This is a genomic window from Saccharothrix obliqua (assembly GCF_019375475.1).
Classification (GTDB): domain Bacteria; phylum Actinomycetota; class Actinomycetes; order Mycobacteriales; family Pseudonocardiaceae; genus Actinosynnema; species Actinosynnema obliqua.
The window spans coordinates 66,121-89,537 of record NZ_JAHXGQ010000014.1 but is presented as its reverse complement, the minus strand read 5'-3'; the positions used below and the strand labels follow the sequence as shown (position 1 = coordinate 89,537).

The following is a 23,417-nucleotide window of genomic DNA, read 5'->3' as shown; positions in this document are numbered from 1 at the left end:
GGACATGACTCCGGCCGAGACGACCTCCCAGGTCGACTTCGACGGCGAGACGCTCGACATCCCGTCCGTCCGGCGCGTCGCCGAGGGCGGGGCGCCCAGCCGGCTCAGCCCGGCGACCCTGGCCAAGGTGGCCGCGGGCCGGGCGCTGTGCGAGGAGGTCGTCGAGCAGGGTGTGCCGGTCTACGGCATCACCACCGGGTACGGCGACCTGGGCTACATCGCGGTCAACACGACCAAGGAGACCGAACTCCAGCTGAACCTGGTGCGCAGCCACAGCGCGGGCGTCGGCCCGGTCTTCCCCGAGGACGAGGCGCGCGCGATGGTCGCCGCCCGGCTCAACGCGTTCGCGCGCGGCTACTCGGCGGTGCGCGTGGAGGTGCTCGAACAGCTCGCGCTCTACCTCAACCGGGGTATCACGCCCGCCATCCCGGAACTCGGTTCGCTGGGCGCGAGCGGTGACCTCGCGCCGCTGTCGCACATCGCCAGCGCGTTGATCGGCGAGGGCTACGTGCTGCGGGACGGCCGGCCCGTGCCGACCGGCCCGGTGCTGCGCGAACTGGGCATCGAGCCGCTGCAACTCCGGTACAAGGAGGGGCTGTCGCTGATCAACGGCACGTCCGCCATGACCGGCCTGGGCGCGCTGGTCACGGCCCGCGCGCTGGACCAGGTGCGGCAGGCGGAGATCGTGGCGGCGCTCGTGGTGGAGACCATGCGTGGTTCCACCGGCGCGTTCATGGCCGAGGGCCACGAGCTGGCCCGCCCCCACCAGGGGCAGGTCGACAACGCCGCGAACATGCGCGCGCTGCTGAGCGGCAGCCGGATCGCCCTGGACCACGCTGAGCTGCGGCGGCAGGTCAAGGAGCAGACGCAGGACATGGCCAACGTGCAGCGCACGAAGACCTACCTGCAAAAGGCGTACACCCTGCGCGCGATACCGCAGGTCGTGGGCGCGATCCGGGACACCGCCTACCACGCGACGCGGGTCGTGGAGACCGAGCTGAACTCGTCGAACGACAACCCCCTGTTCTTCGAGGGGCAGGAGGTGTTCCACGGCGCCAACTTCCACGGCCAGCCGGTGGCCTTCGCGATGGACTTCCTCATGCTCGGGCTCACGCAGCTCGGCGTGATGTCCGAGCGCCGGACCAACCGCCTGCTCAACCGGCACCTCAACGGCGGCCTGCCGGAGTACCTCGTGTCCAACGGGGAGCCCGGCCTGCACAGCGGTTTCACCGCCGTGCAGTACGTGGCGACGGCACTGGTGGCCGAGAACCGGACGGTCGGGCCGGCCAGCACGCAGAGCGTTCCGTCCAACAGCGACAACCAGGACGTCGTGAGCATGGGCCTGATCGCGGCGCGCAACGCGCGGCGGGTGCTGGCCAACAACAACCACATCCTCGCGGTGGAGTTCCTGTCGGCCGCGCAGGCGGTCGACCTCGGGGAGACCTACGACCTCCTCAGCCCGGTCGGCAAGGCGACCTACGACCTGGTGCGCTCGCTCGCGCCGACCCTGGACCGCGACCGGTACATGGCCGACGAGATGGAGCGGGTGGCCGCCGCGGTGGCGCGTGGCGAGTTCCTGCGTGCCGCCGCGGAGCACTCGGTGGAGCTGCGCTAGCCCCGCAGCGTGTGATCTGAACCACTCGACGCGCGAGGTCGGACGCCCCGACCTCGCGCGTCGTCGTTCCCGCGCCCGGCCGGGAGGGGTGCCAAAACCCGAACGGAACCAATCCGGAACGCCCCCAGACCAGGCTGGCCGCCTCGCAAGAGCGAACCCACCCCCTGGAGGAGCCAATGCCTTCGACACCCGCGCCCGCCGCCGGCCCGATGGCCGGGCGGCGGGAGTGGATCGGCTTGGCGGTGCTGTGCCTGCCCACGCTGCTCGCGTCGGTGGACCTGACCGTCCTGTACCTCGCCCTGCCCCGGTTGAGCGCCGAGCTGGGCACCAGCGCCACCCAGCAGCTCTGGATCGTCGACATCTTCGGCTTCATGACGTCCGGCCTGCTGGTCACCATGGGCACGCTCGGCGACCGGATCGGCAACCGCAAGATGCTGATCATCGGCTGCACGGCGTTCGCCGCCGCCTCCCTGCTGGCCGCCTACTCGCCCAACCCCGAGACGCTGATCGCCGCCAGGGCGCTGCTGGGCGTCGCGGGCGCGGTGGCGCTGCCGGCGACGCTGGCCCTGATCACCTTCATGTTCAAGAACCCGGTCCAGCGCGGCATGGCGATCGCCACCTGGATGAGCACCTTCATGGTCGGGCTCATGATCGGCCCGCTGATCGGCGGCGTCCTGCTGGAGTTCTTCTGGTGGGGCTCGGCGTTCCTGCTGGCCGTGCCGGTGATGGTCCTGGTCGTGGTGCTCGCGGTGGTGCTGCTGCCGGAGCGCAAGGACCCGAACGCGGGCAAGCTGGACTGGACGAGCGTCGCGCTGTCCCTGCTGGCGATGATCCCGCTGGTGTTCGGCTTCAAGGAGCTGGCCAAGCAGGGCTTCGCCGTGGCGCCGCTGGTCGCGCTCCTGGTCGGCGTCGTGTTCTCGGTCGTCTTCGTCCGCCGCCAGCGGCAGCTCGACAACCCGCTGCTGGACCTGAAGCTGTTCTCCATCAACACGCTGCGCACCGCGCTGGTGCTCGGCATCATGGTGGGCGCCCTGAACAGCGGCGTGTCGTTGCTGGTCACGCAGTTCTTCCAGGTGATCGCGGGCCTGTCGCCGATGGAGGCCGGGCTGTGGCTGCTGCCGCCGTCCGTCGCGATGGTGATCGGCCTGTTCCTCGCGCCGCCGCTGGCCGCGAAGCTGCGCCCCGGTGGTGTGATCGCCCTCGGCCTGGGCATCTCCACGGTCGGCTACGTGATCCTCTCCCAGGTGGAGGCGGCCGGTGGCCTGGCCCTGGTGGTGACCGGCTTCGGCGTCCTGCTGTTCGGCATGGGTCTGCCGTCGTCGCTGGGCACCGCCCTGGTGATGGGCGCGGCGCCGCCCGACCGGACCGGCGCGGCCTCGTCGCTCCAGCAGACCGGCAACGAGTTCGGCATCGCGATCGGCATCGCCACCCTGGGCAGCCTCGGCATGGCCGTCTACCGCGGTCAGTTGAGCGAGAACATGCCGTCCAGCGTGCCCGCCGACGCGGCGGACACCGCGCAGCACGGCATCCCGGGCGCGCTGGAGACGGCGGAGCGCTTCCCCGAGGTGCTCGAACCGGCGCGGGCGGCCTTCACGTCCGGGCTGAACGTGGTGTCCCTCGTCAGCGCGGTGCTGATGGTCGGGCTCGCCGTGTTCGCCTACTTCTCGCTGCGCAACGTCGAGGCCGCGCCCATGGGCCCGCCGGACGGGATGGGCGAGGGCGGGCCGGCGGGCGGCTACCCGCTCACCGAGAGCGCGGCGGCGGAGGGTCCCGCGCCGGAGGGCCTGCCGGACGGGTCGGCCTCGGCCGAGGACGTGCCGGTGCCCCGCGCGGAACAACGCCGGGGAGGTTCCGAATAACCACCGGAACAATGCCGGAATGATTCCGGAATAATGTCCGAAGTGCTGGTCGCGAACCCCTGGAACATTGGCGACCGATAGAGGTTGACGAACTGCGCGCAAACGCGATAACTTTTTTTCGGGCGCTTCCGGGGCTCACTGGCGCCGGCCCCGCGCTGCCTTGTCCGAAGAAATATCGTCTGCGCACAAGGAGACCCATCCAATGCTTCAGTGGAAAACCGCGCTCAAGACCAGTGCCGCTCTCGTGGCCGCGGCCGGGTTCGCGCTGACCCTCGGAACGCCGGCGTCCGCCGCGGCCTCCGCGGCGGTCAGCGTGTCCCCCGCGACCGGCCTGGCCGACGGCGCGACGGTCACCGTGTCCGCGTCCGGCTTCGCGACCAGCACCTCGGCCACCGCTCTCCAGTGCGCGATCCTCGCCGACGGCAAGGGCGCGTGCAACGTCGCAGAGTTCCACGACTTCAACCTGAGCGGCGGCGCGGGCTCGACCTCCGTGGTCGTGCGCCGCAGCTTCACCGGGTACGTCATGCCCGACGGCCCGGAGGTCGGCACGGTCGACTGCGACACCGCACCCGGCGGCTGCCAGATCGTGGTCGGTGGCAACACCGGCGAGTACGGCAACGCGGCCATCTCCTTCGGGTGAAATGAGCCGGAACCGGCGGGACTGATCACCCCGTAACGGCTTCCGGTGGCCAACAGGAATACCGTCGCGTCCGGTCGACCCCGACTCCGCCAGGGGAGACCGGACGCGACGCCCGTTTAGCACCGGTTCGGTTCGCCCGCGTCGGGCGGCGCGGGCGAACCGACCGCAGAGCAGGAGACGACGCTGCCGGAGGTCGTCCGAACAATCGGTTCCGTGGGAAAGAAGCCGCCCGATCCGAGGAGAACCGGCATGACTGTGCGAGCCGTGCGGCCGAGCCGCGCCGGAACCGTGCCCTGGCCAGAGGACGTGGTCGCCGAGTACGTCGCCAAGGGCTACTGGCAGGGCGTTCCGCTGGGCCGCCACTTCCTCGCCGCCGCCGACGCCGCCCCGGACGCCGTCGCCCTGGTCGACGGTGACACGCGGCTGACCTTCCACGACCTCGCGGCACGTGCGGACGGCGCGGCGCTGCGGCTGCGCGACCTCGGGCTGCGTGCCGACGACCGCGTCCTCGTGCAGCTGCCCAACCGCTGGGAGTTCGTGGTGCTGTTCCTGGCGTGCCTGCGCTCGGGCGTGCTGCCCGTGCTGGCGCTGCCCGCCCACCGCCGGCACGAGCTGTCCTACCTCGCCGAGCACGCGGAGGCCGCGGCGATCGCCGTGCCCGCGACGTTCAAGGGCTTCGACCACCGGGCGCTGGCGGCGGACATCGCGGCCGACCACCCCACCGTGACGCACCTCCTCGTCTCCGGCGGCGGGCAGCCGGGCGACGTCGACCTGCGTGAGCTGTGCGCGCCCGCGGCCGACCCGGTCGCCGCGCGGGCCGCGCTCGACCGGGAGGAGCCGGGCAGCCGGGACACGGCGCTCTTCCTGCTCTCCGGCGGCACCACCGCGCTGCCGAAGCTGATCGCGCGCACCCACGACGACTATGCGCACTACGTGCACCGCACGGTGGACGCCGCCGGGTACGGCCCGGACACGGTGAACCTGGTGGCGCTGCCGGTCGGCCACAACTTCTCGCTGGGCGTGCTGCTCGCGACCCTGTTCGAGGGTGGCCGCGTGGTGTTCGGCTCCCCCGAGCCGGAGCAGGCGTTCGAGCTGGTCGAGCGCGAGAGCGTCACCCACTCCGGCCTGGTGCCCGCGGTGGCGCAGCGGTGGCTGGAGCACCGCGCCGCCGCTCCCGGCCACGACCTCGGCACGCTGCGTGGCCTGATGGTCGGCGGCTCGCGCCTGCCCGACCACGTCGCGGCCCGGATCGGGCCCGAGCTGGGCTGCGCCTTGCAACAGGGTTACGGGATGGCCGAGGGGCTGGTCTGCCTGACCCGGCCGGCCGAGGGCGACGAGGTGGCCTGCCACACCCAGGGCCGCCCGCTGTCCGAGGGCGACGAGCTGCTGGTCGTCGACGAGGCGGGCGAACCGGTGCCCGCGGGCGAGCCGGGTGTGCTGCTCACCCGCGGCCCGTACACGCCGCGGGGCTACTACCGCGCCCCGGAGCAGAACGCCCGCGTGTTCACCCCCGACGGGTGGTACCGCACCGGCGACATCGTGCGGCTGCGGCCGGACGGCAACGTGGTCGTGGAGGGTCGGGAGAAGGACATGATCAACCGCGGTGGGGAGAAGGTCTCGGCGGAGGAGGTCGAGAACCTCGCCCTCCAGGTGGACGGCGTGCTGATGGCCGCCGCCGTGGCGATGCCCGACGCCGAGCTGGGCGAGCGGGTCTGCCTGTACGTCGTGCCCCGGACGGGCCGCGAGGTGCGCCTCGCCGACGTGCTCGACCTGATGCGGCGCGTGGGGGTGGCGCGGTACAAGCTGCCCGAACGGCTCGTGGTGGTGGACGCGCTGCCGTTGACCGGGATGCAGAAGGTGGACAAGAAGGCGCTGCGGGCGGACGTCGAGCAGCGCCTCGCGGGTGAACGGGCGGCCGTGTGATGACGCCGATCACGAACTGCCGCGTGTGCGGCAACCGGGAGCTGATCCCCGTGCTGGACCTCGGCGAGCAGGCCGTCACCAGCGTGTTCCCCGAGTCGCCCGACCAGCCCGTGCCCGTCGTGCCGCTGGAGCTGGTCAAGTGCGGCCCGGACGGGTGCGGCCTGGCGCAGCTCCGGCACTCCACCGACGTGGACCTGATGTACGGCACCGGGTCCTACGGCTACCGGTCGAGCATCCGGCCGTACATGGTGGACCACCTCGGACGGCAGGTCGAGCGGATCACCGAGGTGGTCGACCTGGCACCCGGCGACCTCGTGCTGGACATCGGCAGCAACGACGCCACCATGCTGCGCGCCTTCCCCCGGCGCGGGCTCGAACTGGTCGGCATCGACCCCAACGGCGAGCAGTTCCGCGCGCAGTACCCGCCGGGGATCGAGCTGGTCACCGACTACTTCTCCAAGGACGTCTTCACCGCGCGGTTCGGTGACCGGCGCAAGGCGAAGGTCGTCACGTCGATCGCGATGTTCTACGACCTGCCCAGCCCGTTGGAGACCATGCGCGACATCTACGACGTCCTGGACGAGGACGGCGTGTGGGTGTCCGAGCAGAGCTACCTGCCCGCGATGCTGGCCAAGGGCGCGTACGACGTGGTGTGCCACGAGCACCTGGAGTATTACGCGCTGCGCCAGTTCGAGTGGATGGCCGAGCAGGTCGGGTTCACCGTCGTCCGAGCGGAGATCACCCCCGTGTACGGCGGCAGCCTCAACCTCGTGATGGCGAAGAACGGCCGGCGGCACCGGCCCGACCGCGGTGGCGTCGAGGCCATCCGGCGGGCCGAGGCGGACCTCGGCCTGGACGGGATGCGCCCGTTCACCGCGTTCGCCGACCGGTCGACGCGGCTGCGCGAGGAGCTGCGCGAGTTCCTCGACCGCTCACGGGCGGCGGGGAAGCTGACCCTCGGCTACGGCGCCTCGACCAAGGGCAACGTGATCCTCCAGTTCTGCGGCGTCACGCCGGCGGACCTGCCGTGCGTCGGCGAGGTCAACGAGGACAAGTCCGGCCGGTTCACGCCGGGCACCGGCATCCCGATCGTCTCCGAGCAGGAGGCCCACGCCCGCAAGCCCGACCAGCTGCTGGTGCTGCCGTGGGTGCACCGCGACGACTTCCTGGGCCGGGAACAGCACTTCCTGGACCGCGGCGGTCGAATGGTGTTCCCGCTGCCGGACCTGACCGTCGTCGACGCCGACAACGGCCGAGTGCCGGCCACCGAGACCAACTAGCGAAGGCGGGCCCGGACGCGGCACACCCCCACCGCGTCCGGGCCCCGACCACCCCGGCTCACGCTGACTCGCCGACCGCCCGATGCGGCTACCACAGCGCGCCGGAACCCTTGCCACGCCTCAAAACGCCGCATCGGTCACCCCGCGCGCCGCCGGCAGCACCCCGCACAAGCGCCGAGCGCACGCGGCCGCGGCTCAGCTCGTCCCGTCGACCGCCGTGTCAACTGCCGCGTCGACCACCCCGCGCAACCCCTCGGCCAGCGACACCTCCGGCTCCCACCCGGTCACCGCCGGGAACGCCGAGAAGTCCACCACCGGGCTGTGGAAGTCGTGCGCGCTCGCGAAGTCCGGCGGCGGCACGGTGATCACCGGCACGGGCGGCCGACCGGTGCGTTCCGCCGCGGCGCGGGCGATCGCCCCGAACACCTCGGACAGGCGCTCCTGCCGACCCGTCCCGACCGGCCAGTGCCCGCCGCACAACGGCTCGACGTGGTCCAGCGCGGCGGCGAACGCGGCGGCGGCGTCGCGGACGTGCAGGAAGTCCCGCTGCACCGAACCGTCGTGCCACATGGTGATCGGCTCACCGGCCACGGCACGCCCCGCCAGCACGGAGATCACGCCGCGCCCGGTCGACCCGGACAGCGGGCTGCGCCCGTAGACGGTCGTCGGCCGGATCGCGATGCCCCGCACTCGGCCCGCGCTGGTCGCCGTCAGCAGCACCTGCTCCGCCTCGGCCTTGTGGCGCACGTAGTCCGTCGCGCCGGCCGCCGCGCCCGACTCCGCCTGGAGGGTGCTGGCGAACACGACGACCGGCGGCACGTCGCCGGTCGGGGTGATGAGCACGCGCATCAGGTCGGCGTTGAGCCGCGCGGGTTCGTCACCCGCCGCGCGCCACGACCCACCGTCACCCATGTGGGCGGCCAGGTGGATCACCGCGTCGGCGTCGGCGACCGCGGCGCGTGCCGCGTCCGCGTCGGTGAGGTCCGCCGCGTGGAACCGGACGTCCGCCACCGGCCGCGCGGGCAGCGCGGCTCGGCCACGCGCGACCACGCGCAACCGGACCGGCAGGCGGGCGAGCCGGTCCACCACGGCGGAACCGATGAACCCGGAACCACCCAGCACGACCACCAGCGGCCGGTCGGAGCGGGCCGCGAAGGCGGACCCGAACAGGTGTCGATCGGTCATGGTCACCCGATCCGGGCCGGCATGGACTTGACCGCGTTGACGAAGTTGGACGCCATGCGGACCGGCGGCCCGGTCAACGCCAACCCGCCCAGGTGCGGCAGCACGGCCGTCAGCAACGCACGCAGCTCCAACCGGGCGAGGTGCGCGCCGAGGCAGAAGTGCGGCCCGATCCCGAACGACAGGTGCCGGTTCGGGTCGCGCCCGAGGTCGAGCCGGTCGGGATCGGTGAACACCGCGGCGTCCCGGTTCGCCGACGTGTAGTAGACGACGACCTTGTCACCCTCGGCGATGCGCTGCCCGCCGAGTTCGGTGTCGCGCACCGCCGTGCGGCGGAACTGCATGATCGGCGTGATCCACCGGATCAGCTCCTCCACGGCCGTGTCCAGCCCGACCTCACCGGACACCAGCCGCGCGCGCTCGGCCGGGTGCCGCGCGAGCGCTTCCAGCGAACCGCTGACCAGGTGCCGCGTGGTCTCGTTGCCGGCGACCACGAGCAGCAGCCAGAAGTTGCAGAACTCGCGGTCGCTCAACCGCCTGCCGTCGGTCTCGGCGTTGGCCAGCAGGCTGACCAGGTCGCCGGTGGGGTTCTGCCGCCGGTCGGCGGCCAGGTCCAACGCGTACTGGAACGCCTCGGTGAAGGTCGCCCGGTAGACGTCCACGTCGCCGCCGCCGTACTCGGGGTCGTCGAACCCGACCAGGTGGTTGCTCCACCGGTAGAGCAGGTGGCGGTCCTGCCGGGGCACGCCGAGCAGGTCGGTCAGCACCAGCAGCGGCAGCTCGGCGGCCAGATCGGTGACGGCGTCGAACTCGCCCGCCCGCACCACGTTGTCGACCAACGCCCGCGCGTGCGCGTCGATGCCGTCCAGCAGTTGGCGGATGGCACGCGGGGTGAACATCGGCGCGACCAGCTTGCGGATCGCCACGTGCTCCGGGTCGTCCATGTTGATCAGGAGCTGCCTGGTCTGGCGCAACGCCGCCGGCGTGCGCGGGTCAACCAGGAACGCGCCCTTCGCGGCGGAGGAGAACTCGGTCGGCCGACGCGACACCGACACCACGTCGTCGTAGCCGGTCACGGCCCAGTAGCCGGAACCGCGCTCGGCCGTGCGCCCCATGGCGCTGTGCCGCACCAACAACGGTTCGGTCACCCACCCCACCGGCTCCTCCCGCCGCCGACGGGCGAACTCGTCGTGCGGCACACCGGCCACGAACGTCGCCGGGTGGGCGATGTCGGGCCGGTCGACCGCAGCCGCGGACGGGGCCGACACGGGTGCGGTCGACACGGGAGCCGAAGGGGCAGCGGCGGGGGCGGCCGGAGCGGAGGCGGCCGAGGCTGAGGCGATTGAGGCGGAACCGTTTGGCGCGGCGGCTGCCACATCACCGCGGAGGGTGTCCTTGCGGATCTTGCCGTTGGCCTCGCGCGGCAGCTCGGCGACGAAGTGGTACGCGCGCGGCACCTTGAAGCCGGCCAGCGAGCGACGGCTGTGGTCGTCCAGCGTCGTCGGCAGGTCGGCTGTCGGGCCGTCGGCCTCGACGACCGCCACCACGCGCTCACCGAACTCGTCGTCCGGCGCGCCGACCACCGCCACGTCCCGCACGGCCGGGTGCGTCAGCAGCACGGCCTCCACCTCCGCGGGGTACACGTTCACCCCGCCGGACACGATCAGGTCCTGCGCCCGGCCGGACAGGAACAGGAAACCGGCCTCGTCCAGGTGCCCCACCTCGCCGAAGGTGAACAACGCGGCGCCCAGGTGCGCGGCACGGGTCTTCTCCGGCGCGTTGTGGTAGTGGAACGTCCGCCCGGACCGGCGGCGGATGAACACCCGGCCCCGTCGCCCCGCGGGCAGCGGCCGGTCCTCGTCGTCCACGACCACGACCTCGTACGGCGGCACGGCGCGACCCACGCTGCCGGGTCGGCGCAACCAGTCCGCCGAGTCGATCAGGGTCACGGCGCCGCCCTCGGTCGCGCCGTAATACTCCAGCAGCACCGGACCCCACCACTCGATCATCCGGTGCTTGACCTCGACGGGGCACGGCCCGCCGCCGTGCCACACCTGCCGCAGGCTCGCACCGGAGAACCCCGACCGCACCGCGGGATCGACCCGCAGCAGCCGGATGAACTGGGTGGGCACCAGGTGGGTGGCGGTGATCTGCTCGGCGTCGATGAGCCGGAGCGTGGCCACGGGGTCGAAGCGCGGCCTCAAGTACAGCCGCGCGCCGCGCAACAACGCCAGCAACGCGAAGAAGAGCTGCGACGAGTGGTACCACGGCCCGTCGAGCAGGTAACGCCCACCGGCGGGCACGTGCAGCAGCACGCGGGCGTACTCGATGAGCCTGCCGACCCGGTCGAAGGACGCGCCCACCACGAACAACCCGTTGACGACGCCCTTCGGCGCGCCGGTCGTGCCCGAGGTGTAGAGCATCACCGAACCGCACACCTGGTCGGCCGGTTCGTCCCCGGACGCGTCCGCCAGCAGCGGTTCCACCGCCGCGAAGCCGTCGACGTCGTGCTCACCCAGCACCAGCCGGACCCCGCAGTCCCGCGCGCCGCGGGCCGCCGCGCCGGCCACCGCCGCGTGCGCCGGTTCCACGACGAGGGCGCGGCTGCCCGAGTCGACCAGGACGTGCGCGATCTCCGGCTCCGTCAGGTGCCAGTTCACCGGCACCACCGTGATGCCCGCGTGCAGGGCGGCGAGCAGCACCTCGACGGTCTCCCGCCGGTTGCCCAGCACGCAGGCGAGCCGGTCGCCCCGGCCCAGCCCGCGGCGGGTCAGCAGGTCGACCCACCGGTTCACCCGGTCGCCGAGACCGGCCCAGGTGACCTCGCCGGTCTCGTCGGTGATCGCGATGCCCGTGCCGTCGGCGGCGATGTGGTCGTCCAGCAGTGCCGGCATGGTGTGCACTCCCCTCGGGATCGGGTGCTGCGCTAGTCGAGCAGGTCGGGCTGGGCGCGCACGATGTCGTCGTACATCGGCCGGAAGTTGAGCCGGCCCATCCAGGGGGCGCCCATGGTGCGGTGGGTGGCACGCGCCGCCGCGTCCGGGATCGGCTCGGCGCCGCCCGCCGCCGCCACCAGGAGCTGCACCTGGCACGAGCGCTCCATCGAGATGAACCACCACGCCGCTTCGGCCACCGAACCGCCGACGGTGAGCAGGCCGTGGTTGCGCAGGATCACCGCTTTGTGCGAGCCGAGGGTTTCCGCGATGCGGCGGCCCTCGTCGTGCTCCAGGACGACGCCGCTGAACGCGTCGAACACCTCGTGGTCGGCGTAGAAGGCGCACGAGTCCTGGGTGAGCGGGTCGAGCCGCCGACCCAACGCCGACCACGCCTTGCCGTGGACGGAGTGGGTGTGCGCCGCCGCGACGACGTCCGGCCGCGCGGCGTGCACCGCGGCGTGGATGACGAAACCCGCCTCGTTGACCGAGCCCTCGCCGGACACGACCGCGCCGGTCTCGTCCACCAGCAGCAGGTCGCTGACCCGGACGCGGCCGAAGTGGACGCCGAACGGGTTGATCCAGAAGCGGTCGGGGTGCTCCGGGTCGCGCGCGGTGACGTGGCCGCCGGAGCCCTCGTCGAAGCCGAGCCGCGCGAACAACCGCATCGTGGCCGCGAGCCTGCGCTTGCGGTGCAGCCGCTCCTCCTCGGCGGTGCGGGTGGTGCTCATCCGCAGCCGCCCGCGGTGTCGGTGTCGTAGCCGGTGGTCCCGTCGAGCAGTTCGACGGGGATGCCGTGCCACGGGTCGTCCTCGGTCGCCGGCACGCCGGGCTCCTCGGGTTCGGTCACGACGGGTTCCCTCCCTCCCGCGCGGGTCGCCAGACGTCCAGGAAGGCGTCCAGCCGGTCGTAGCCCCAGAACCGGTGCCGGCCCCACTTCAGGTAGGGGATGCCGAACACGTCGTCCAGGTACGCCTGGTGGAGGCAGTCGGCCGCGGTCTCCCGGATCTCCGGGTCGTCGGGCGCGGCCAGCAGCACCTCGGGGTCCAGGCCCGCCTGCTCGGCGGCCACGCGCACCACCTCGGGGAGGCAGATGTCGTCGCCGCGACCCCAGCGGGCCGCCACCAGCGCGTCGTAGAACTCCCACGGCCGGCCGAGTCGGCGCGCCGCGAGCCACGCCAGGTGCGGCAGCTCCCACCACGGGTCGATGTCCACCGGCCAGGCCATGTCGACGCCTTGCGCCTGCGCCAACCGCTTCGTGTCCAACAGCATGTAGAGGTGCTTGGCCCGGCTCATCTGCACGTAGTGGAACTCGCCGCCGCGCTCCTCCAGGGCCGCCGAGGTGATCGGGTCGGGATCCCAGTAGGGCAGCCAGTCCACCTCGTCCAGGCAGGTCGGCACCTCCTCGCGCAGCCGCCGCACGGTCAGCCAGCTGTACGGGCTGCGCAGCGAGAAGTACACGCGCGGGCGGCGGCGGGTCACGCGGCACCCCCGGTCAACGCACGCACCACGTCGTCGGTCAGCTCGGCCAGGCCGCCCGCCCCGTCGCCCGCCGCGACGGCGTACCCGTGCAGGATGCGACCCGCGGCGACCGGCACCAGTTCGTCGCCCCGCTGGACGTAGCAGTCCATCTCGGCGTCGAACAGCGTGCCGCGCAAGACGTCCACGACGCGGAACACCGTGTGCACGGTCTCCTCCATGTGCGCGGCGGCGAGCAACCGCACGCGCGCCCGGGACACCACGGGTATCCACGACCGCTCGGTCAGCAGGCGGCCGACGGAGATGCCGCGATCGGCGAGGAAGCGGTCCACGACCTCCTCCAGCGCCCGCACGAAACCCGAGTGCTGGACCCGGTCGGAGAAGTGGCAGTAGTAGTACGGCGCGCGCCACGACCACACGAAGGCGTTGGGTCGCTCCGCCAACACCTCGGCGGCGGGCCGACCCGCCAGCGGGACGCCCGCCGGCTCGGGCAGCGCGGCCACCTCCAGCGCCGCGAGCGCGGCGGGCGCCGGGCGGTACCGGTCGGCGCTGCGCTCCCGCACCAGCGCCACGCGCACGCGCCCGCGCAGCACGGTGACCTCCGCGCCCTCGCGCTCCACCGCGATCCGCACCGACAACCGGCCTCCGCCCGCGTCCTCCTCCACCGCCTCGACGCGCACCTCGTCGTCCAGCTCCAGCACGGCGGGCAGTTGCAGCGAGCAGTCGACGATCTCCGCGCCCAGGCCGTGCTCCAGGTAGAGCGCGCGGGCCCCGGTACCCCGGTCGCGCAACCACTGCAACACCGCCTGCTCGACCAGGTAGTCGAAGTGCTTGAACCCGACCCACGTGCGGATGTTGGCGCCCTCGTACGCGGGACGGGCGCGCAGCACGGTCGGCTCGGCTCGGGTGGTGGCGGTCATCGGGGTCCTCCGTCTCGCGGTGCCGCCGGCGCGGGCTCGACCAGGCGCACGAGCTGCGCCACGACGTCGCGGGCCCGCCGGATGTGGCAGAAGTGGTCGTAGGTGTCGTGGAACACGAGGCTCCCGCCGGGCATCCCGTCGGCCAGCGCGGCGGCCTCGGTCCGCGACAGCGTCGGGTTGGCCCCGCCGCCGAGCACGAGCGTCGGCGTGGTGACCCGGCCCAGCGGCAGGGCGGCGCTGGCGTGGTACTGCTCGAACGCGGCGCGGTAGCCGGGTGCGCCCACCTGGCCCGCGGCCAGCGCGACGACGCGGTCCCGCAGCCCCTCCTCCATCGACGCCGCCCGGTCGCCCAGCCGCGCCAGCACGCCCTCCCGGAACAGCCGCGCGAACGCCGCCCGCGACCGGTGCTCGGCGTGCTCGCCCAGCGGTGCGCCGGGAACCCGGTACAGCGGGCACAGCAACGCCGCGGCGCGTGGCGGCTCGGTGGTGGCGCACAGCAGCTCCAGCGCGGCGTTCGCGCCGAACGAGTGGCCGACCAGCAGGTCCGGCACGGCGCCCAGCGGTGCCAGGCCCTCGGCGAGCCACCACCCCGGGTCGCGCTGCCGCCACCGGTAGTCGTTGCCCGCGCGCCACGGCAGGTCCAGCGCGACCAGGCGCGCACCGGCCGGCCAGTGCGCGGCCACGGCACGCCACCCGGTCCAGCCGTCCTCCAGGCCGTGGGCGAGCACCACCAGCGGACCACCCGGTCCGCCCGGCGCCAGCACGTGCGCCCGCGGCGCGCGCTCAGCCACCGCCGCCTCCCGCCGCCTCCACCAGCACGGCGAGCGAGCCGTCCCGCACGCCCACCGCGCCGTGCCCGTCGTCGACGGCCAGGTGCGCGGCGAGCGCCGCCGACACCACGCCCTGCGCGCCGTGGCAGTCGCCCCAGTGGCGGACCGGGTCGAACCCGTCGGGTCCCAGCACGACGTGCGGCGGGCGCGGCCACGCGGCGTGGTCGGGCAGCAGCGCCAGCGCCGCGCCACCGACCACGTCGGCCCCCTCCGCCCGGCGCAGCACCAGGCACGCCGCGCCGGCGCGCAAACCGCCCCGCGCGTCGACCGTCCCGTGCAGGGCGGAGGCCACCTCGTCGGCGGGCTCGGCGCCGACCAGCACCACGCGGTCGGCCCGGCGCGCCCGCAGCAGCAGGTCCGCCAGGCGCAACCCGTCCGCGCCCGCCGCCGCGCCCGAGCACACCATGAGGTTCGGCCCGCCGAACCCGAACCACAACGCGACCGTGCCCGCCAGGACGTTGCTGGACGCGTTCGGCGCGTCCAACGCGCTGACCCCCTTCAGGCCCTCGGTCGACACCGCGCGCGCGATGTCGGCGACCGTCTTGACGTTGCCGAGGTTGCCGCACGCCACCACGGCGGTGCGCGGTGACGGCGGTCCCGCCGGCCGCCGACCCGGCGGCAGGCCCAGCGCGCGGTGCACCGCGCACAACGCCAGCCGGGTCGCGGGCTCCTTGGCCAGCAAACCCTTGCGCCCCAGCAGGGTCGCCGCCTGGTCCGGGCCGGGCGCGGCGGCGTGCGCCCACGCGCCGGGCCGGTCCAGGCTCTCCGCGAGCACGACGCCGGGCAGGTGGACGCTCCAGCCGGTGGCGAGCAGGGTCGGGGTCACGCCGCCTCCACGAGGGTCACCGCGTTGACGCCGCCGAAGCCGAACGCGTTCACCTGCACCAGTTCCGGGCGCGTGGCGACCCGCTCGCCGCGCGCGAACCGCAGCCCCGCGCCCTCCGGCAGCACTTCCCGCAGCCCGGCGACCGGCGGCACCACCCCGTGCTCCAGGCACCGGGCCGCCACGTCCAGGTTGACCAGGGCCGCGCTGCCCGAGGTGTGGCCGACGGCGCCCTTGACGCCGGTCACCAGCGGATCGCCGCCCGCCGCGAGCAGGACCTCGCGCAGCGCTCGGCACTCCGCCGGGTCGTTCAGCGCGGTGCCGGTGCCGTGCGCCACCACCAGGTCCACTTCGGACGGAGCGCGACCCGCACGGTCGAACGCGTCGCGCATCGAGCGGACGATGCCGTCGACGTCGGGCGAAGTCTCGTGGTGGGCGTCGCAGGACAGCCCCGTGGCCACGATCCGCGCCACGGCGGGACCCGGCCCGCCCTCGCCGACGACCACCACCGCGGCCGCGCCCTCGCCGAGCAGCACACCGGTGCGGTCCCGGTCGAACGGGCGCACGCGCGTGCCCGGTTCCGGGGTCACCTTGCCGATCATCGCGAGCATGGACCGGGTCATGGTGTCGGCCGCCGCCACCACGACGGCCTCCGCGTCGCCGGACTCGACCATGTCCTGCGCCAACGCCAACGCGTGCCCGCCCGCGCTGCACGCGTTGGCGAGCGTGACGACGTCCGCGACACCGGGCAGCGCCGTGCGCACCACGTCGCCGAAGTCCAGGCGCGACAACGGGAACGGCGTGCCGGTGAGCGCCCAGTCCTCCACACCGCCCAGCTCGCGCAGCCCCGTGCCGACCAGCACCGGCACCCGCTGCCGGGCCGGGTCCAGCCCGGCGCGGCGCACGGCGTCCACGAGGCAGTCCGCGAGCAGCCGCCCGGCCCGCCCGGCGTGGTCGCCGCCCACGTCGTCGGGGACGTGGTAGCCAACCGCGACGTTGAGGGCGGCCGGGTCGCCGTACCGCAGCGGGCCCGCACCACACCGGCCGCTCAGCAGCGCCGCGAAGGTCTGCGCGCCGTCGCCGAAGCACGTGCGCACCGCGCTGGACGCGACCAGTGCTCCCATCACGCACCCACCAGTGCCGCGCCCGACAAGCACCCGTCGACCAGCACGCGCCCAGAGGTCGGCACCGCGCCCATCACGCACCCACCTCCACCAGCGCCGCGCCCACCGCGCCGTCGGCGCCCACCGCGGTGAGCAGCACCTGGCCGGTGTCGGCGCGGGACAACGCGACCGCCAGGGCGACCGCCCCGGAAGCCGCGTCGCACTCGCCGAACATCGGCTTGGCGAGCACGCGCTCGGGCGCACGGCCCAGCACGCGCGTCACGGCGTCGAACTCCCGGGTGTCACGCGAATCCGCCTCCCCGGTGAAGACCGCGGAAACCCCCGCCGGGTCCACGTCGGCCCGGCGCAGCACGCGGGCGACGCAACCCCCCAACGCCTGCCCGGCCGCCGCTCCGCCACCGGGTGCGTAACCCGTGGCGACGGCGAGCACCCGCGGCCCGGTCACGCCCTCCCCCGCCGCCGCCAGGACGAACACCGCGGCGGCTTCGCCGAGCGGCACGTTGGCGGTGGTGCCGGTGTGGTGCGCGGCCCACGCGCGGTGGGGCGCGTACTCCTCGGCCGCGCCGGTGAGCATGACGTCCGCGTACCCCCGCCCGATGACGGTGTCGGCGTAACGCAGGGCGTTGAGGAACGCCAGCGGGCCGCCCGCGAGCGTCGCGTTGACACCACGCAACCCCAGCCGGATCGCCACCTGGCCGGCGGCGCAGTTCATGACGGTGGTGGGGAACAACGCCGGGTTCACCCAGTACGGCCGCTCCTGCACCAGCGTCTCGCGGGTGTAGTCGCTGACGGACTTGTGGCTGCCCAGCGTCGTGCCCAGCGCGACACCGATCCGCGCCGTGTCGTCACCCCCGGCCGGCGCGCCGGCGGACCGCAGCGCGTCCCGGCAGCAGACGACGGCCAGCGCCGTCGTCCGGTCGTACCAGCTCGTCCCCTTGCGCCCCAACTCGGCACGCACGTCGAACCCGGGCAACGCGTGCCCGGTCGGCGCGGGCAGCGGCACGTCGGACAGGCCGTCCACCACCACACCCCGGCCGGCGGACGCCGGGTCCGCCACGCGGCGCGCCAACGCTTCCGCCCCGATGCCCGCCGCCGTCACGGCGCTCCACCCGGTGATCACCATCGCCGTCACGCGACCGCCCCCAGCATCACGATGGCGTTGTTGCCGCCGAACGCGAACGCGTCGTTCTGGGCGACGCGGACCCGCGCCCGCCGCGCCTGGTTGGGCACCACGTCGATGCCCACCAGGTCCGGGTCCTGGTTCGCCCAGTTGATCGTCGGCGGCAGGAAGCCCTCCGCGATCGCCAGCACGCACGCGATCGCGCCGAAACCGCCCGCCGCGCCCATGGTGTGCCCGATCATCGACTTGATGGAGCTGACCGGCGGCGGCTCGGTGCCGAACACCTCCAGGATGGCCCGGCCCTCCACCAGGTCGTTGGTGGGCGTGCCGGTGCCGTGCGCGCACACGTAGTCCACGTCCTCCGGGCGCACGCCGGAGTTGCGGTGCGCCAGGCGCATGCACTCCGCGACGCTCGCCCCGTCCGGTGCGACCGCGTGCCGCGCGTCGCAGTTCATGCCGTACCCCAGCAGTTCCGCGTGGATGCGCGCGCCGCGCGCCTCGGCGTGCTCGAAGGTCTCCAGCAGCAGCACCGCACCGCCCTCACCGGTGAGGATGCCCGACCGGTCCCGGTCGAAGGGCGAGCACCGGCTCTCGGTGAGCGCACCGAGCCGGTAGAAACCCGCGTGCGCCCACCGGCACACCGAGTCCGCGCCACCGGCCAGGACCACGTCCGCTTCGCCGGACACCAGCAGGTCGTAGGCGTACCCGATGGCGTAGTTGCCCGCCGCGCACGCGGTGGCCACGGTCAGCGACTCGCCACGCAGCCCCAGTTCCTCGCTGACCGCGTTGGCCAGCCGGTGCGCGGGCAGCCGGGCGACCAGCTCCGGGTCCTGGGCGGGGAAACCCCCGCCGACGACCTGCTCGGTCAACGCCTCGGCCACCGCCGACTCGCCGCTGGTGGTGCCGATGACCGCGTGCGCCCGCGCCGGGTCGATCCGGTCCGGGTCCAGGCCGCCGTCGGCCACCGCCAACCGCGCGGCGCTCGCGGCGAACTGGCCCGACCGCCCCCACCGCGCGGGGTCCAGCCTGCGCAGGTGGGCGCGCGGGTCGAAATCACGCACCTCACCCGCGTTCCGGTACGGGAACCCGGTGGCGTCGAACCCGGTGATCGGGGAGGCGCCGGACGCACCGGCACGCAGCGCGGCGGCGAACGCGGCGGCCCCGGTCCCGATGCTCGACACCGGGCCGAGCCCGGTCACCGCGATCCGGACCACGGCTCAGCCCCGCCCGCCGGAGTGCCGCGCCAGCGCGTCGTGGACGGCCTTCAGGTTGGTCAGACCCGGCAGTTCCTCCTGCGGGATCTCGACCTTGTAGCGCTTGTCGATGCGCGCCAGGATCTCGATCGCGCGCAGCGAGTCCGCCTCGTAGTCGGCCATGAAGTCACCGGTGTCGGTCAGTTCCTCCGGTTCGATCTCCAACACGTCCGCGACCAGCTCGCGCAGCTCTTCCAAACGGTTTTCCGCGTGCGCCATCACACAACCCCTTCCCGGATCAATGGCCTGTCTGTGGCGGTCACCCCGACGCCTGCCCGGGAACCGACCCGGACACCGGCCGCCGCGTGGCGATGAGCGTGGCGACGGTGGCGATGCGCCGCCCGCCGACCCAGCTCGTGCCGGACGCGATGGCCGTGTCGGCGATGACGGAGTCGAGCCGCACTTCGTGCCGCACCACGTCGCCGGGGTGCGCGCTGCCCTCGACGCGGTACTCCCGCGCGCCGGCGAACATCAGCACCGCGTCCCGGTCACGCGCGTCGCCGCCACCGGCCAGCCACAGCAGCGCGGCGCTCTGGCCGAACGACTCGATCAGCAGCGAGACCGGGTAGGCGTAGGAGACGCCGGGCCCGTCGGGCAGTCCGGCGTAGCAGGGTTCGGTCGCGGTGATCGCCTTGACGGTCGTGATCGACTCGCCCGGCGTCAGCTCCAGCACGCGGTCCACCAGCAGCAGCGGGTGGCGTTGCGGCAGGGCGGCGCGGACGTCGGCGTGCTCACGCATCACGGCCACCACCCGGTCCGAAGTCGGCGGTGATGCGCACCGCCGGCGTACCGTCCCGCCGGGTGCCGTGCGCGACGACCGCCCAACCGCCCTCGTGCGGGCGCGCGGCGATCTCCAGCGTCAGCTCGTCACCGCCGAGCAGCGGCGCGGTGAACCGCGCGGAACGCAGCACCCGCAGCTCGGGTGGCGGCACACCGGCCGCGGTGGCGGCGGCCATCGCCTGGCACACGGCCTCGATCGCGAACACGCCGGGGAACACCGGGCGGTTCGGGAAGTGGCCGCGCAGGTGCTGCTCGTCGCCGTCCACGCGCACCCGCGAGGTGATCGTCAGGCCCTCGTCGTGGGGTACGGCGCGCCAGCGGTCCACGGCGGTGATCGGCCGCGCCGCGACGGGCGGGTGCGGCGCCAGCCAGGGCGACGCCTCCCCGATGACGCCCTGCCCGGTCACAGCGCGATACCCCCGTCCACGTGGAACACCTGGCCGGTGATGTAGGAAGCCCGGTCGGACAGCAGGAACTCGACGAGTTCGGCGACGTCCTCGGGTGTGCCGAAGCGGGCGAGCGGGATGCGGTCGAGGGCCTTGGCGCGCAGCTTCTCGCCGAGCACGCCGGTCATGTCGGTCTCGATGAAACCCGGCGCGACGACGTTGACCCGCACCCCGTGGGGCGCGACCTCCTTCGCCAGCGACTTGCTCAGCCCGATGATCCCCGCCTTGCTCGCCGCGTAGGCGGTCTGCCCGGCGTTGCCCTGCACGCCCGCCACCGACGACATGTTGACCACCGCCCCGCCGCGTTGCTTCAGCAACCGGAACACCACGGCGCGGCACAGGTTCCGCGTGCCGGTGAGGTTGGTCGCGAGCGTGCGGTCCCAGTCCGCCGCGGTGGACAGCACCAGCGGGTCGTCCTTGCTGATGCCCGCGTTGTTCACCAGCATCCCGAGCGGCCCGATCCGGTCCTCCGCCTCGCGGACGAACCGGTCCACCGCGCGGTGGTCCGACACGTCGCACGTCCCGAAGTGGCACGGCACGCCCAGCGCCCGCACCTCCGCTTCGGTGCGCCGCGCCGCGTCGCTCGGCCCGCTGTGGCAACCGGCCACCGCGTACCCGCCGGCGGCGAGCCGCAACGCCACCGCACGGCCTATTCCGCGCGAGGCTCCGGTCACCAGGACCCGGGGTTGCTCGGCCACGTCGTCTCCTCGGCACAGTCGTGGTTCGACATGCCCGGTCACCGGGCGGGATTGGTCGGCGCGACGCCCGCGCACGTCTGGAACTCTATAGATCCCTTGTCGGCAAAGGCTTCTCATCGGTTGCCGACCGACGGTCCAGCTCGGCGAGCACCGCCGCGGTGTCCGCGCCCGGTGCGGGCGCGGGTCGGCGGATCGCCGTGGGCGTCCGGGAGAACTTCACCGGCGGCCCGACCAGCGGCACCACCGAACCGTCACGCAGCCGGACCTCCGGCAGCATCCCCCGCGCCCGCACGTGCGGGTCCGCCACGGCTTCGGCGAGGGTGCGCACCGGTGCGACGACGAGGTCGCGCGCCGCCAGGGCGGCGACCGCGTCCGCGACCGTCCGACCGCGGCACCACCGCGCCACCAGGGCGTTGACGGCGTCCCGGTTGGCCAGCCGCTCGGCGTTGGTGCGGAAGCCGTCCGCGCGGCCCAGCTCGGGCAGCCCGATCTCCTCGGCCAGCGCGCGCCACTGCTTGTTGAGCGCCACGGCCAGGTACAGGTGGCCGTCGGTGCACTCGTAGACGTTGGACGGGACGACGAAACCCGTTTCGTTGCCCAGCCGGGCAGGTGGCGCGCCGGTCGCGGCGAGCGTGGGCAAGCCGCTGCTGCCGAACAGCAGTGCGTCCACCATGGACACGTCGACGTGCTGGCCCTCGCCGGTGCGCGCCCGGTGCGCGAGCGCCGCGAGCGCGCCGATGGCCGCGTGCAGCCCGGCCAGCTCGTCGCCGATGAAGGTGGGCGCGCGCACCGGTCCGCCGTCGGGCGGGCCGTTGAGGTGCATCCACCCCGCGGCGGCCTGGACCACCGGGTCGTACGCGGGCCGGTCGACGTCCGGACCGTACTGGCCCCAACCGGACACCGACACGTACACCACGTCCGGGCGCACCGCACGGCAGTCCGCGTACCCGACGCCCCACCCCGCCAGCACACCCGGCCGGTAGTTCTCGACCACGACGTCCGCCGTGGCCACCAGCCGGAGGAACACGTCCCGGTCCTCGGGCAGGCGCAGGTCGAGCCCGACGCTGCGCTTGTTGCGCCGCACCGTCTCGCGGAACCACGACAGCTCGGTGCCGGGGATGTTCGGCGGCACCTGCCCCTCGCGGCCGTGCGGCAGCTCCACGCTGATCACGTCCGCGCCGAGGTCGGCGAGCACGCACGTGGCCAGCGGGCCGGACCACACCTTGGTGACGTCCAGGACCCGCAGCCCGTCCAGCGGCCCGGTGCGGTCGTCACGTGCTTCGGCGAAGAACTCGTTCTCCAGCAAGGCTTTTCCTACAGTCGTCGCAGCAGGGAGGCGGTGCCGAGCGAACCGCCGCAGCACATCGTGACCAACGCGGTCCCGGCGTCCGCGCGCTCCAGCTCGTGCAGGGCCGTGACCAGCAGGCGGGTGCCCGTGGCGCCCAGCGGGTGCCCGAGCGCGATCGCGCCGCCGTTGGGGTTGACCCGCGCCGGGTCGACGTCGTGCGCCTGCTGCCAGTTCAGCACCACGGCCGCGAACGCCTCGTTGACCTCGAACAGGTCGACGTCCCCGATCGCCATGCCCGACCGGCGCAGGATTCGCTCGGTGGCCACGACCGGACCGTCCAGCAGGTAGTAGGGATCGGCCCCGGTGACCACCTGGTGCGCCAGCGCGGCGCGGGGCCGCAGACCCAGCGCCCGCGCGCGGCCCAGCGACATCCACAGGATCGCCGCCGCGCCGTCGGAGACCTGGGAGGTCGTGCCCGCCGTGTGCACGCCGTCCGCCACGTTCGGCCGCAGCCCGGCCAGCACCCGCACGTCGGTGTCCCGCAACCCCTCGTCGCGGGACACCGTCCGCACCTCGCCGGTCGGTGCGCCGTCCCCGTCCACCACCGGCGCTTGGACGGGCGTCACCTCGCGGTCGAACCGCCCCTCCCGCCACGCGTGCGCCGCCCGCTGCTGGGACAGCGCGCCGAAGGCGTCGGCGTCGGCACGCGTGATGCCCTGCCTGCCCGCGATCCGCTCCGCGCCGCCGAACTGCGCGTGCGGCGGGTCGTCCCACGGGTAGTCGGCGGCCTTGTAGTGGCCCGGACCCTGGTACAGGTTGACGCCCATCGGCACGCGGCTCATCGACTCCACGCCGCAGCCGATGCCGATGTCGATGGCGCCCGCGGCGATCAACGCCGACACCAGGTGGTTGGCCTGCTGCCCGGAACCGCAGGAGACGTCCACCGTGGTGCAGCCGACGCCGGGGTCGTGCCCCGAGTTCAGCCACGCGTTGCGGGTGACGTTCAAGCTCTGCTCGCCCGCCTGCGTGACGCAGCCGCCGATCACCTGCTCCACGTCGCCCGGCTCGATCCCACCCCGGGCGATCACCTCCAGCAGCACGTGCCGCAGCAGCTCGACCGCCTTGAGCCCGGCCAGCCCGCCGCCGCGCCGGCCGATGGGCGTCCGGGCCGCCGCCACGATGACCGGTGTGCGGTCAGCCAGATCCGTGGTCGTCACGCAGCGA

Annotated in this window: 22 protein-coding genes; 5 read left to right on the top strand and 17 right to left on the bottom strand. The window is 73.8% G+C overall.

The features are described 5' to 3' along the window. The first annotated feature begins 4 nt into the window (after positions 1-4). The 5 genes from cmdF (at position 5) to KZQ38_RS32210 (ending at position 7,317) form a co-directional block, all read left to right on the top strand. Positions 5-1,615: a tyrosine 2,3-aminomutase gene (cmdF, locus tag KZQ38_RS32230; protein ID WP_219447679.1), complete on the top strand. Its 1,611-nt coding sequence runs from the start codon at positions 5-7 to the stop codon at positions 1,613-1,615. Between the two features lie 176 nt (positions 1,616-1,791). Continuing rightward, a complete protein-coding gene (locus KZQ38_RS32225) occupies positions 1,792-3,474 on the top strand; it encodes an MFS transporter (protein ID WP_219447677.1) in 1,683 nt (560 codons plus the stop codon). 202 nt (positions 3,475-3,676) lie between these two features. After that, on the top strand, positions 3,677-4,114 hold the full coding sequence (locus tag KZQ38_RS32220; protein WP_219447675.1) for an enediyne antibiotic chromoprotein: 438 nt from the start codon (positions 3,677-3,679) through the stop codon (positions 4,112-4,114). Between the two features lie 249 nt (positions 4,115-4,363). Next, on the top strand, positions 4,364-6,037 hold the full coding sequence (locus KZQ38_RS32215; protein ID WP_219447673.1) for a (2,3-dihydroxybenzoyl)adenylate synthase: 1,674 nt from the start codon (positions 4,364-4,366) through the stop codon (positions 6,035-6,037). Next, positions 6,037-7,317: a class I SAM-dependent methyltransferase gene (locus KZQ38_RS32210; RefSeq protein ID WP_219447665.1), complete on the top strand. Its 1,281-nt coding sequence runs from the start codon at positions 6,037-6,039 to the stop codon at positions 7,315-7,317. Before KZQ38_RS32215 ends, KZQ38_RS32210 begins: the two co-directional genes overlap by 1 nt. 195 nt (positions 7,318-7,512) lie before the next feature. On the opposite strand, the gene KZQ38_RS32205 is transcribed toward KZQ38_RS32210, so the two are convergent. From KZQ38_RS32205 to KZQ38_RS32130, 17 genes are all read right to left on the bottom strand, one after another. Further along, positions 7,513-8,502, bottom strand: a complete 990-nt coding sequence (locus tag KZQ38_RS32205; protein WP_219447663.1) for an NAD-dependent epimerase/dehydratase family protein — start codon at positions 8,500-8,502, stop codon at positions 7,513-7,515. Positions 8,503-8,504: 2 nt separating this feature from the next. After that, positions 8,505-11,393, bottom strand: a complete 2,889-nt coding sequence (locus KZQ38_RS36690) for a cytochrome P450 (protein WP_257902755.1) — start codon at positions 11,391-11,393, stop codon at positions 8,505-8,507. A 32-nt stretch (positions 11,394-11,425) separates the two neighbouring features. After that, positions 11,426-12,163 (bottom strand): class II aldolase/adducin family protein, encoded by a 738-nt coding sequence (locus KZQ38_RS32195; protein ID WP_219447661.1) that lies wholly within the window; start codon positions 12,161-12,163, stop codon positions 11,426-11,428. Then, complete coding sequence (locus KZQ38_RS36685; protein WP_257902751.1) at positions 12,160-12,282, bottom strand: hypothetical protein; 123 nt, start codon at positions 12,280-12,282, stop codon at positions 12,160-12,162. The genes KZQ38_RS32195 and KZQ38_RS36685 overlap by 4 nt, the downstream gene beginning before the upstream one ends. After that, complete coding sequence (locus KZQ38_RS32190; RefSeq protein WP_219447659.1) at positions 12,279-12,914, bottom strand: 2-hydroxychromene-2-carboxylate isomerase; 636 nt, start codon at positions 12,912-12,914, stop codon at positions 12,279-12,281. Before KZQ38_RS32190 ends, KZQ38_RS36685 begins: the two co-directional genes overlap by 4 nt. Beyond that, positions 12,911-13,831 (bottom strand): thioesterase family protein, encoded by a 921-nt coding sequence (locus KZQ38_RS32185; RefSeq protein WP_219447657.1) that lies wholly within the window; start codon positions 13,829-13,831, stop codon positions 12,911-12,913. The genes KZQ38_RS32190 and KZQ38_RS32185 overlap by 4 nt, the downstream gene beginning before the upstream one ends. Continuing rightward, positions 13,828-14,622 carry an alpha/beta fold hydrolase gene (locus tag KZQ38_RS32180; RefSeq protein WP_219447655.1) on the bottom strand — a complete coding sequence of 265 codons (795 nt, stop codon included), beginning with the start codon at positions 14,620-14,622 and terminating at the stop codon, positions 13,828-13,830. Before KZQ38_RS32180 ends, KZQ38_RS32185 begins: the two co-directional genes overlap by 4 nt. Beyond that, entirely contained in the window at positions 14,615-15,487 is an 873-nt protein-coding gene (locus KZQ38_RS32175; RefSeq protein WP_308258695.1) for a beta-ketoacyl synthase N-terminal-like domain-containing protein, read from the bottom strand. The genes KZQ38_RS32180 and KZQ38_RS32175 overlap by 8 nt, the downstream gene beginning before the upstream one ends. After that, positions 15,484-16,608, bottom strand: a complete 1,125-nt coding sequence (locus KZQ38_RS32170; protein ID WP_219447653.1) for a beta-ketoacyl synthase N-terminal-like domain-containing protein — start codon at positions 16,606-16,608, stop codon at positions 15,484-15,486. Before KZQ38_RS32170 ends, KZQ38_RS32175 begins: the two co-directional genes overlap by 4 nt. Before the next feature lie 73 nt (positions 16,609-16,681). Further along, positions 16,682-17,731 carry a beta-ketoacyl synthase N-terminal-like domain-containing protein gene (locus KZQ38_RS32165; RefSeq protein WP_257902781.1) on the bottom strand — a complete coding sequence of 350 codons (1,050 nt, stop codon included), beginning with the start codon at positions 17,729-17,731 and terminating at the stop codon, positions 16,682-16,684. Positions 17,732-17,736: 5 nt separating this feature from the next. Beyond that, on the bottom strand, positions 17,737-18,942 hold the full coding sequence (locus tag KZQ38_RS32160) for a beta-ketoacyl-[acyl-carrier-protein] synthase family protein (RefSeq protein WP_219447649.1): 1,206 nt from the start codon (positions 18,940-18,942) through the stop codon (positions 17,737-17,739). 3 nt (positions 18,943-18,945) lie between these two features. Beyond that, on the bottom strand, positions 18,946-19,200 hold the full coding sequence (locus KZQ38_RS32155; protein ID WP_219447647.1) for an acyl carrier protein: 255 nt from the start codon (positions 19,198-19,200) through the stop codon (positions 18,946-18,948). Positions 19,201-19,240: 40 nt separating this feature from the next. Beyond that, positions 19,241-19,720, bottom strand: coding sequence for a 3-hydroxyacyl-ACP dehydratase FabZ family protein (locus tag KZQ38_RS32150; RefSeq protein ID WP_219447645.1), 480 nt, complete (start codon positions 19,718-19,720; stop codon positions 19,241-19,243). Further along, positions 19,713-20,168, bottom strand: coding sequence for an ApeI family dehydratase (locus KZQ38_RS32145; protein WP_219447643.1), 456 nt, complete (start codon positions 20,166-20,168; stop codon positions 19,713-19,715). Before KZQ38_RS32145 ends, KZQ38_RS32150 begins: the two co-directional genes overlap by 8 nt. After that, positions 20,165-20,905, bottom strand: coding sequence for a beta-ketoacyl-ACP reductase (locus KZQ38_RS32140; protein WP_219447641.1), 741 nt, complete (start codon positions 20,903-20,905; stop codon positions 20,165-20,167). Before KZQ38_RS32140 ends, KZQ38_RS32145 begins: the two co-directional genes overlap by 4 nt. A gap of 85 nt (positions 20,906-20,990) precedes the next feature. Beyond that, complete coding sequence (locus KZQ38_RS32135) at positions 20,991-22,211, bottom strand: CaiB/BaiF CoA transferase family protein (protein WP_219447640.1); 1,221 nt, start codon at positions 22,209-22,211, stop codon at positions 20,991-20,993. An 8-nt stretch (positions 22,212-22,219) separates the two neighbouring features. Further along, positions 22,220-23,410, bottom strand: coding sequence for a steroid 3-ketoacyl-CoA thiolase (locus KZQ38_RS32130; RefSeq protein ID WP_308258694.1), 1,191 nt, complete (start codon positions 23,408-23,410; stop codon positions 22,220-22,222). Positions 23,411-23,417 lie beyond the last annotated feature (7 nt).

Coding starts and splice junctions, on each gene's coding strand:
- KZQ38_RS32150 (WP_219447645.1), bottom strand. CDS start 19,720: ATGCGTGAGCACGCCGACGTCCGCGCCGCCCTGCCGCAACGCCACCCG.
- KZQ38_RS32220 (WP_219447675.1), top strand. CDS start 3,677: ATGCTTCAGTGGAAAACCGCGCTCAAGACCAGTGCCGCTCTCGTGGCC.
- KZQ38_RS32155 (WP_219447647.1), bottom strand. CDS start 19,200: ATGGCGCACGCGGAAAACCGTTTGGAAGAGCTGCGCGAGCTGGTCGCG.
- KZQ38_RS32185 (WP_219447657.1), bottom strand. CDS start 13,831: ATGACCGCCACCACCCGAGCCGAGCCGACCGTGCTGCGCGCCCGTCCC.
- KZQ38_RS32170 (WP_219447653.1), bottom strand. CDS start 16,608: ATGGGAGCACTGGTCGCGTCCAGCGCGGTGCGCACGTGCTTCGGCGAC.
- KZQ38_RS32225 (WP_219447677.1), top strand. CDS start 1,792: ATGCCTTCGACACCCGCGCCCGCCGCCGGCCCGATGGCCGGGCGGCGG.
- cmdF (WP_219447679.1), top strand. CDS start 5: ATGACTCCGGCCGAGACGACCTCCCAGGTCGACTTCGACGGCGAGACG.
- KZQ38_RS32215 (WP_219447673.1), top strand. CDS start 4,364: ATGACTGTGCGAGCCGTGCGGCCGAGCCGCGCCGGAACCGTGCCCTGG.
- KZQ38_RS36690 (WP_257902755.1), bottom strand. CDS start 11,393: ATGCCGGCACTGCTGGACGACCACATCGCCGCCGACGGCACGGGCATC.
- KZQ38_RS32205 (WP_219447663.1), bottom strand. CDS start 8,502: ATGACCGATCGACACCTGTTCGGGTCCGCCTTCGCGGCCCGCTCCGAC.
- KZQ38_RS32195 (WP_219447661.1), bottom strand. CDS start 12,163: ATGAGCACCACCCGCACCGCCGAGGAGGAGCGGCTGCACCGCAAGCGC.
- KZQ38_RS32165 (WP_257902781.1), bottom strand. CDS start 17,731: ATGGTGATCACCGGGTGGAGCGCCGTGACGGCGGCGGGCATCGGGGCG.
- KZQ38_RS32210 (WP_219447665.1), top strand. CDS start 6,037: ATGACGCCGATCACGAACTGCCGCGTGTGCGGCAACCGGGAGCTGATC.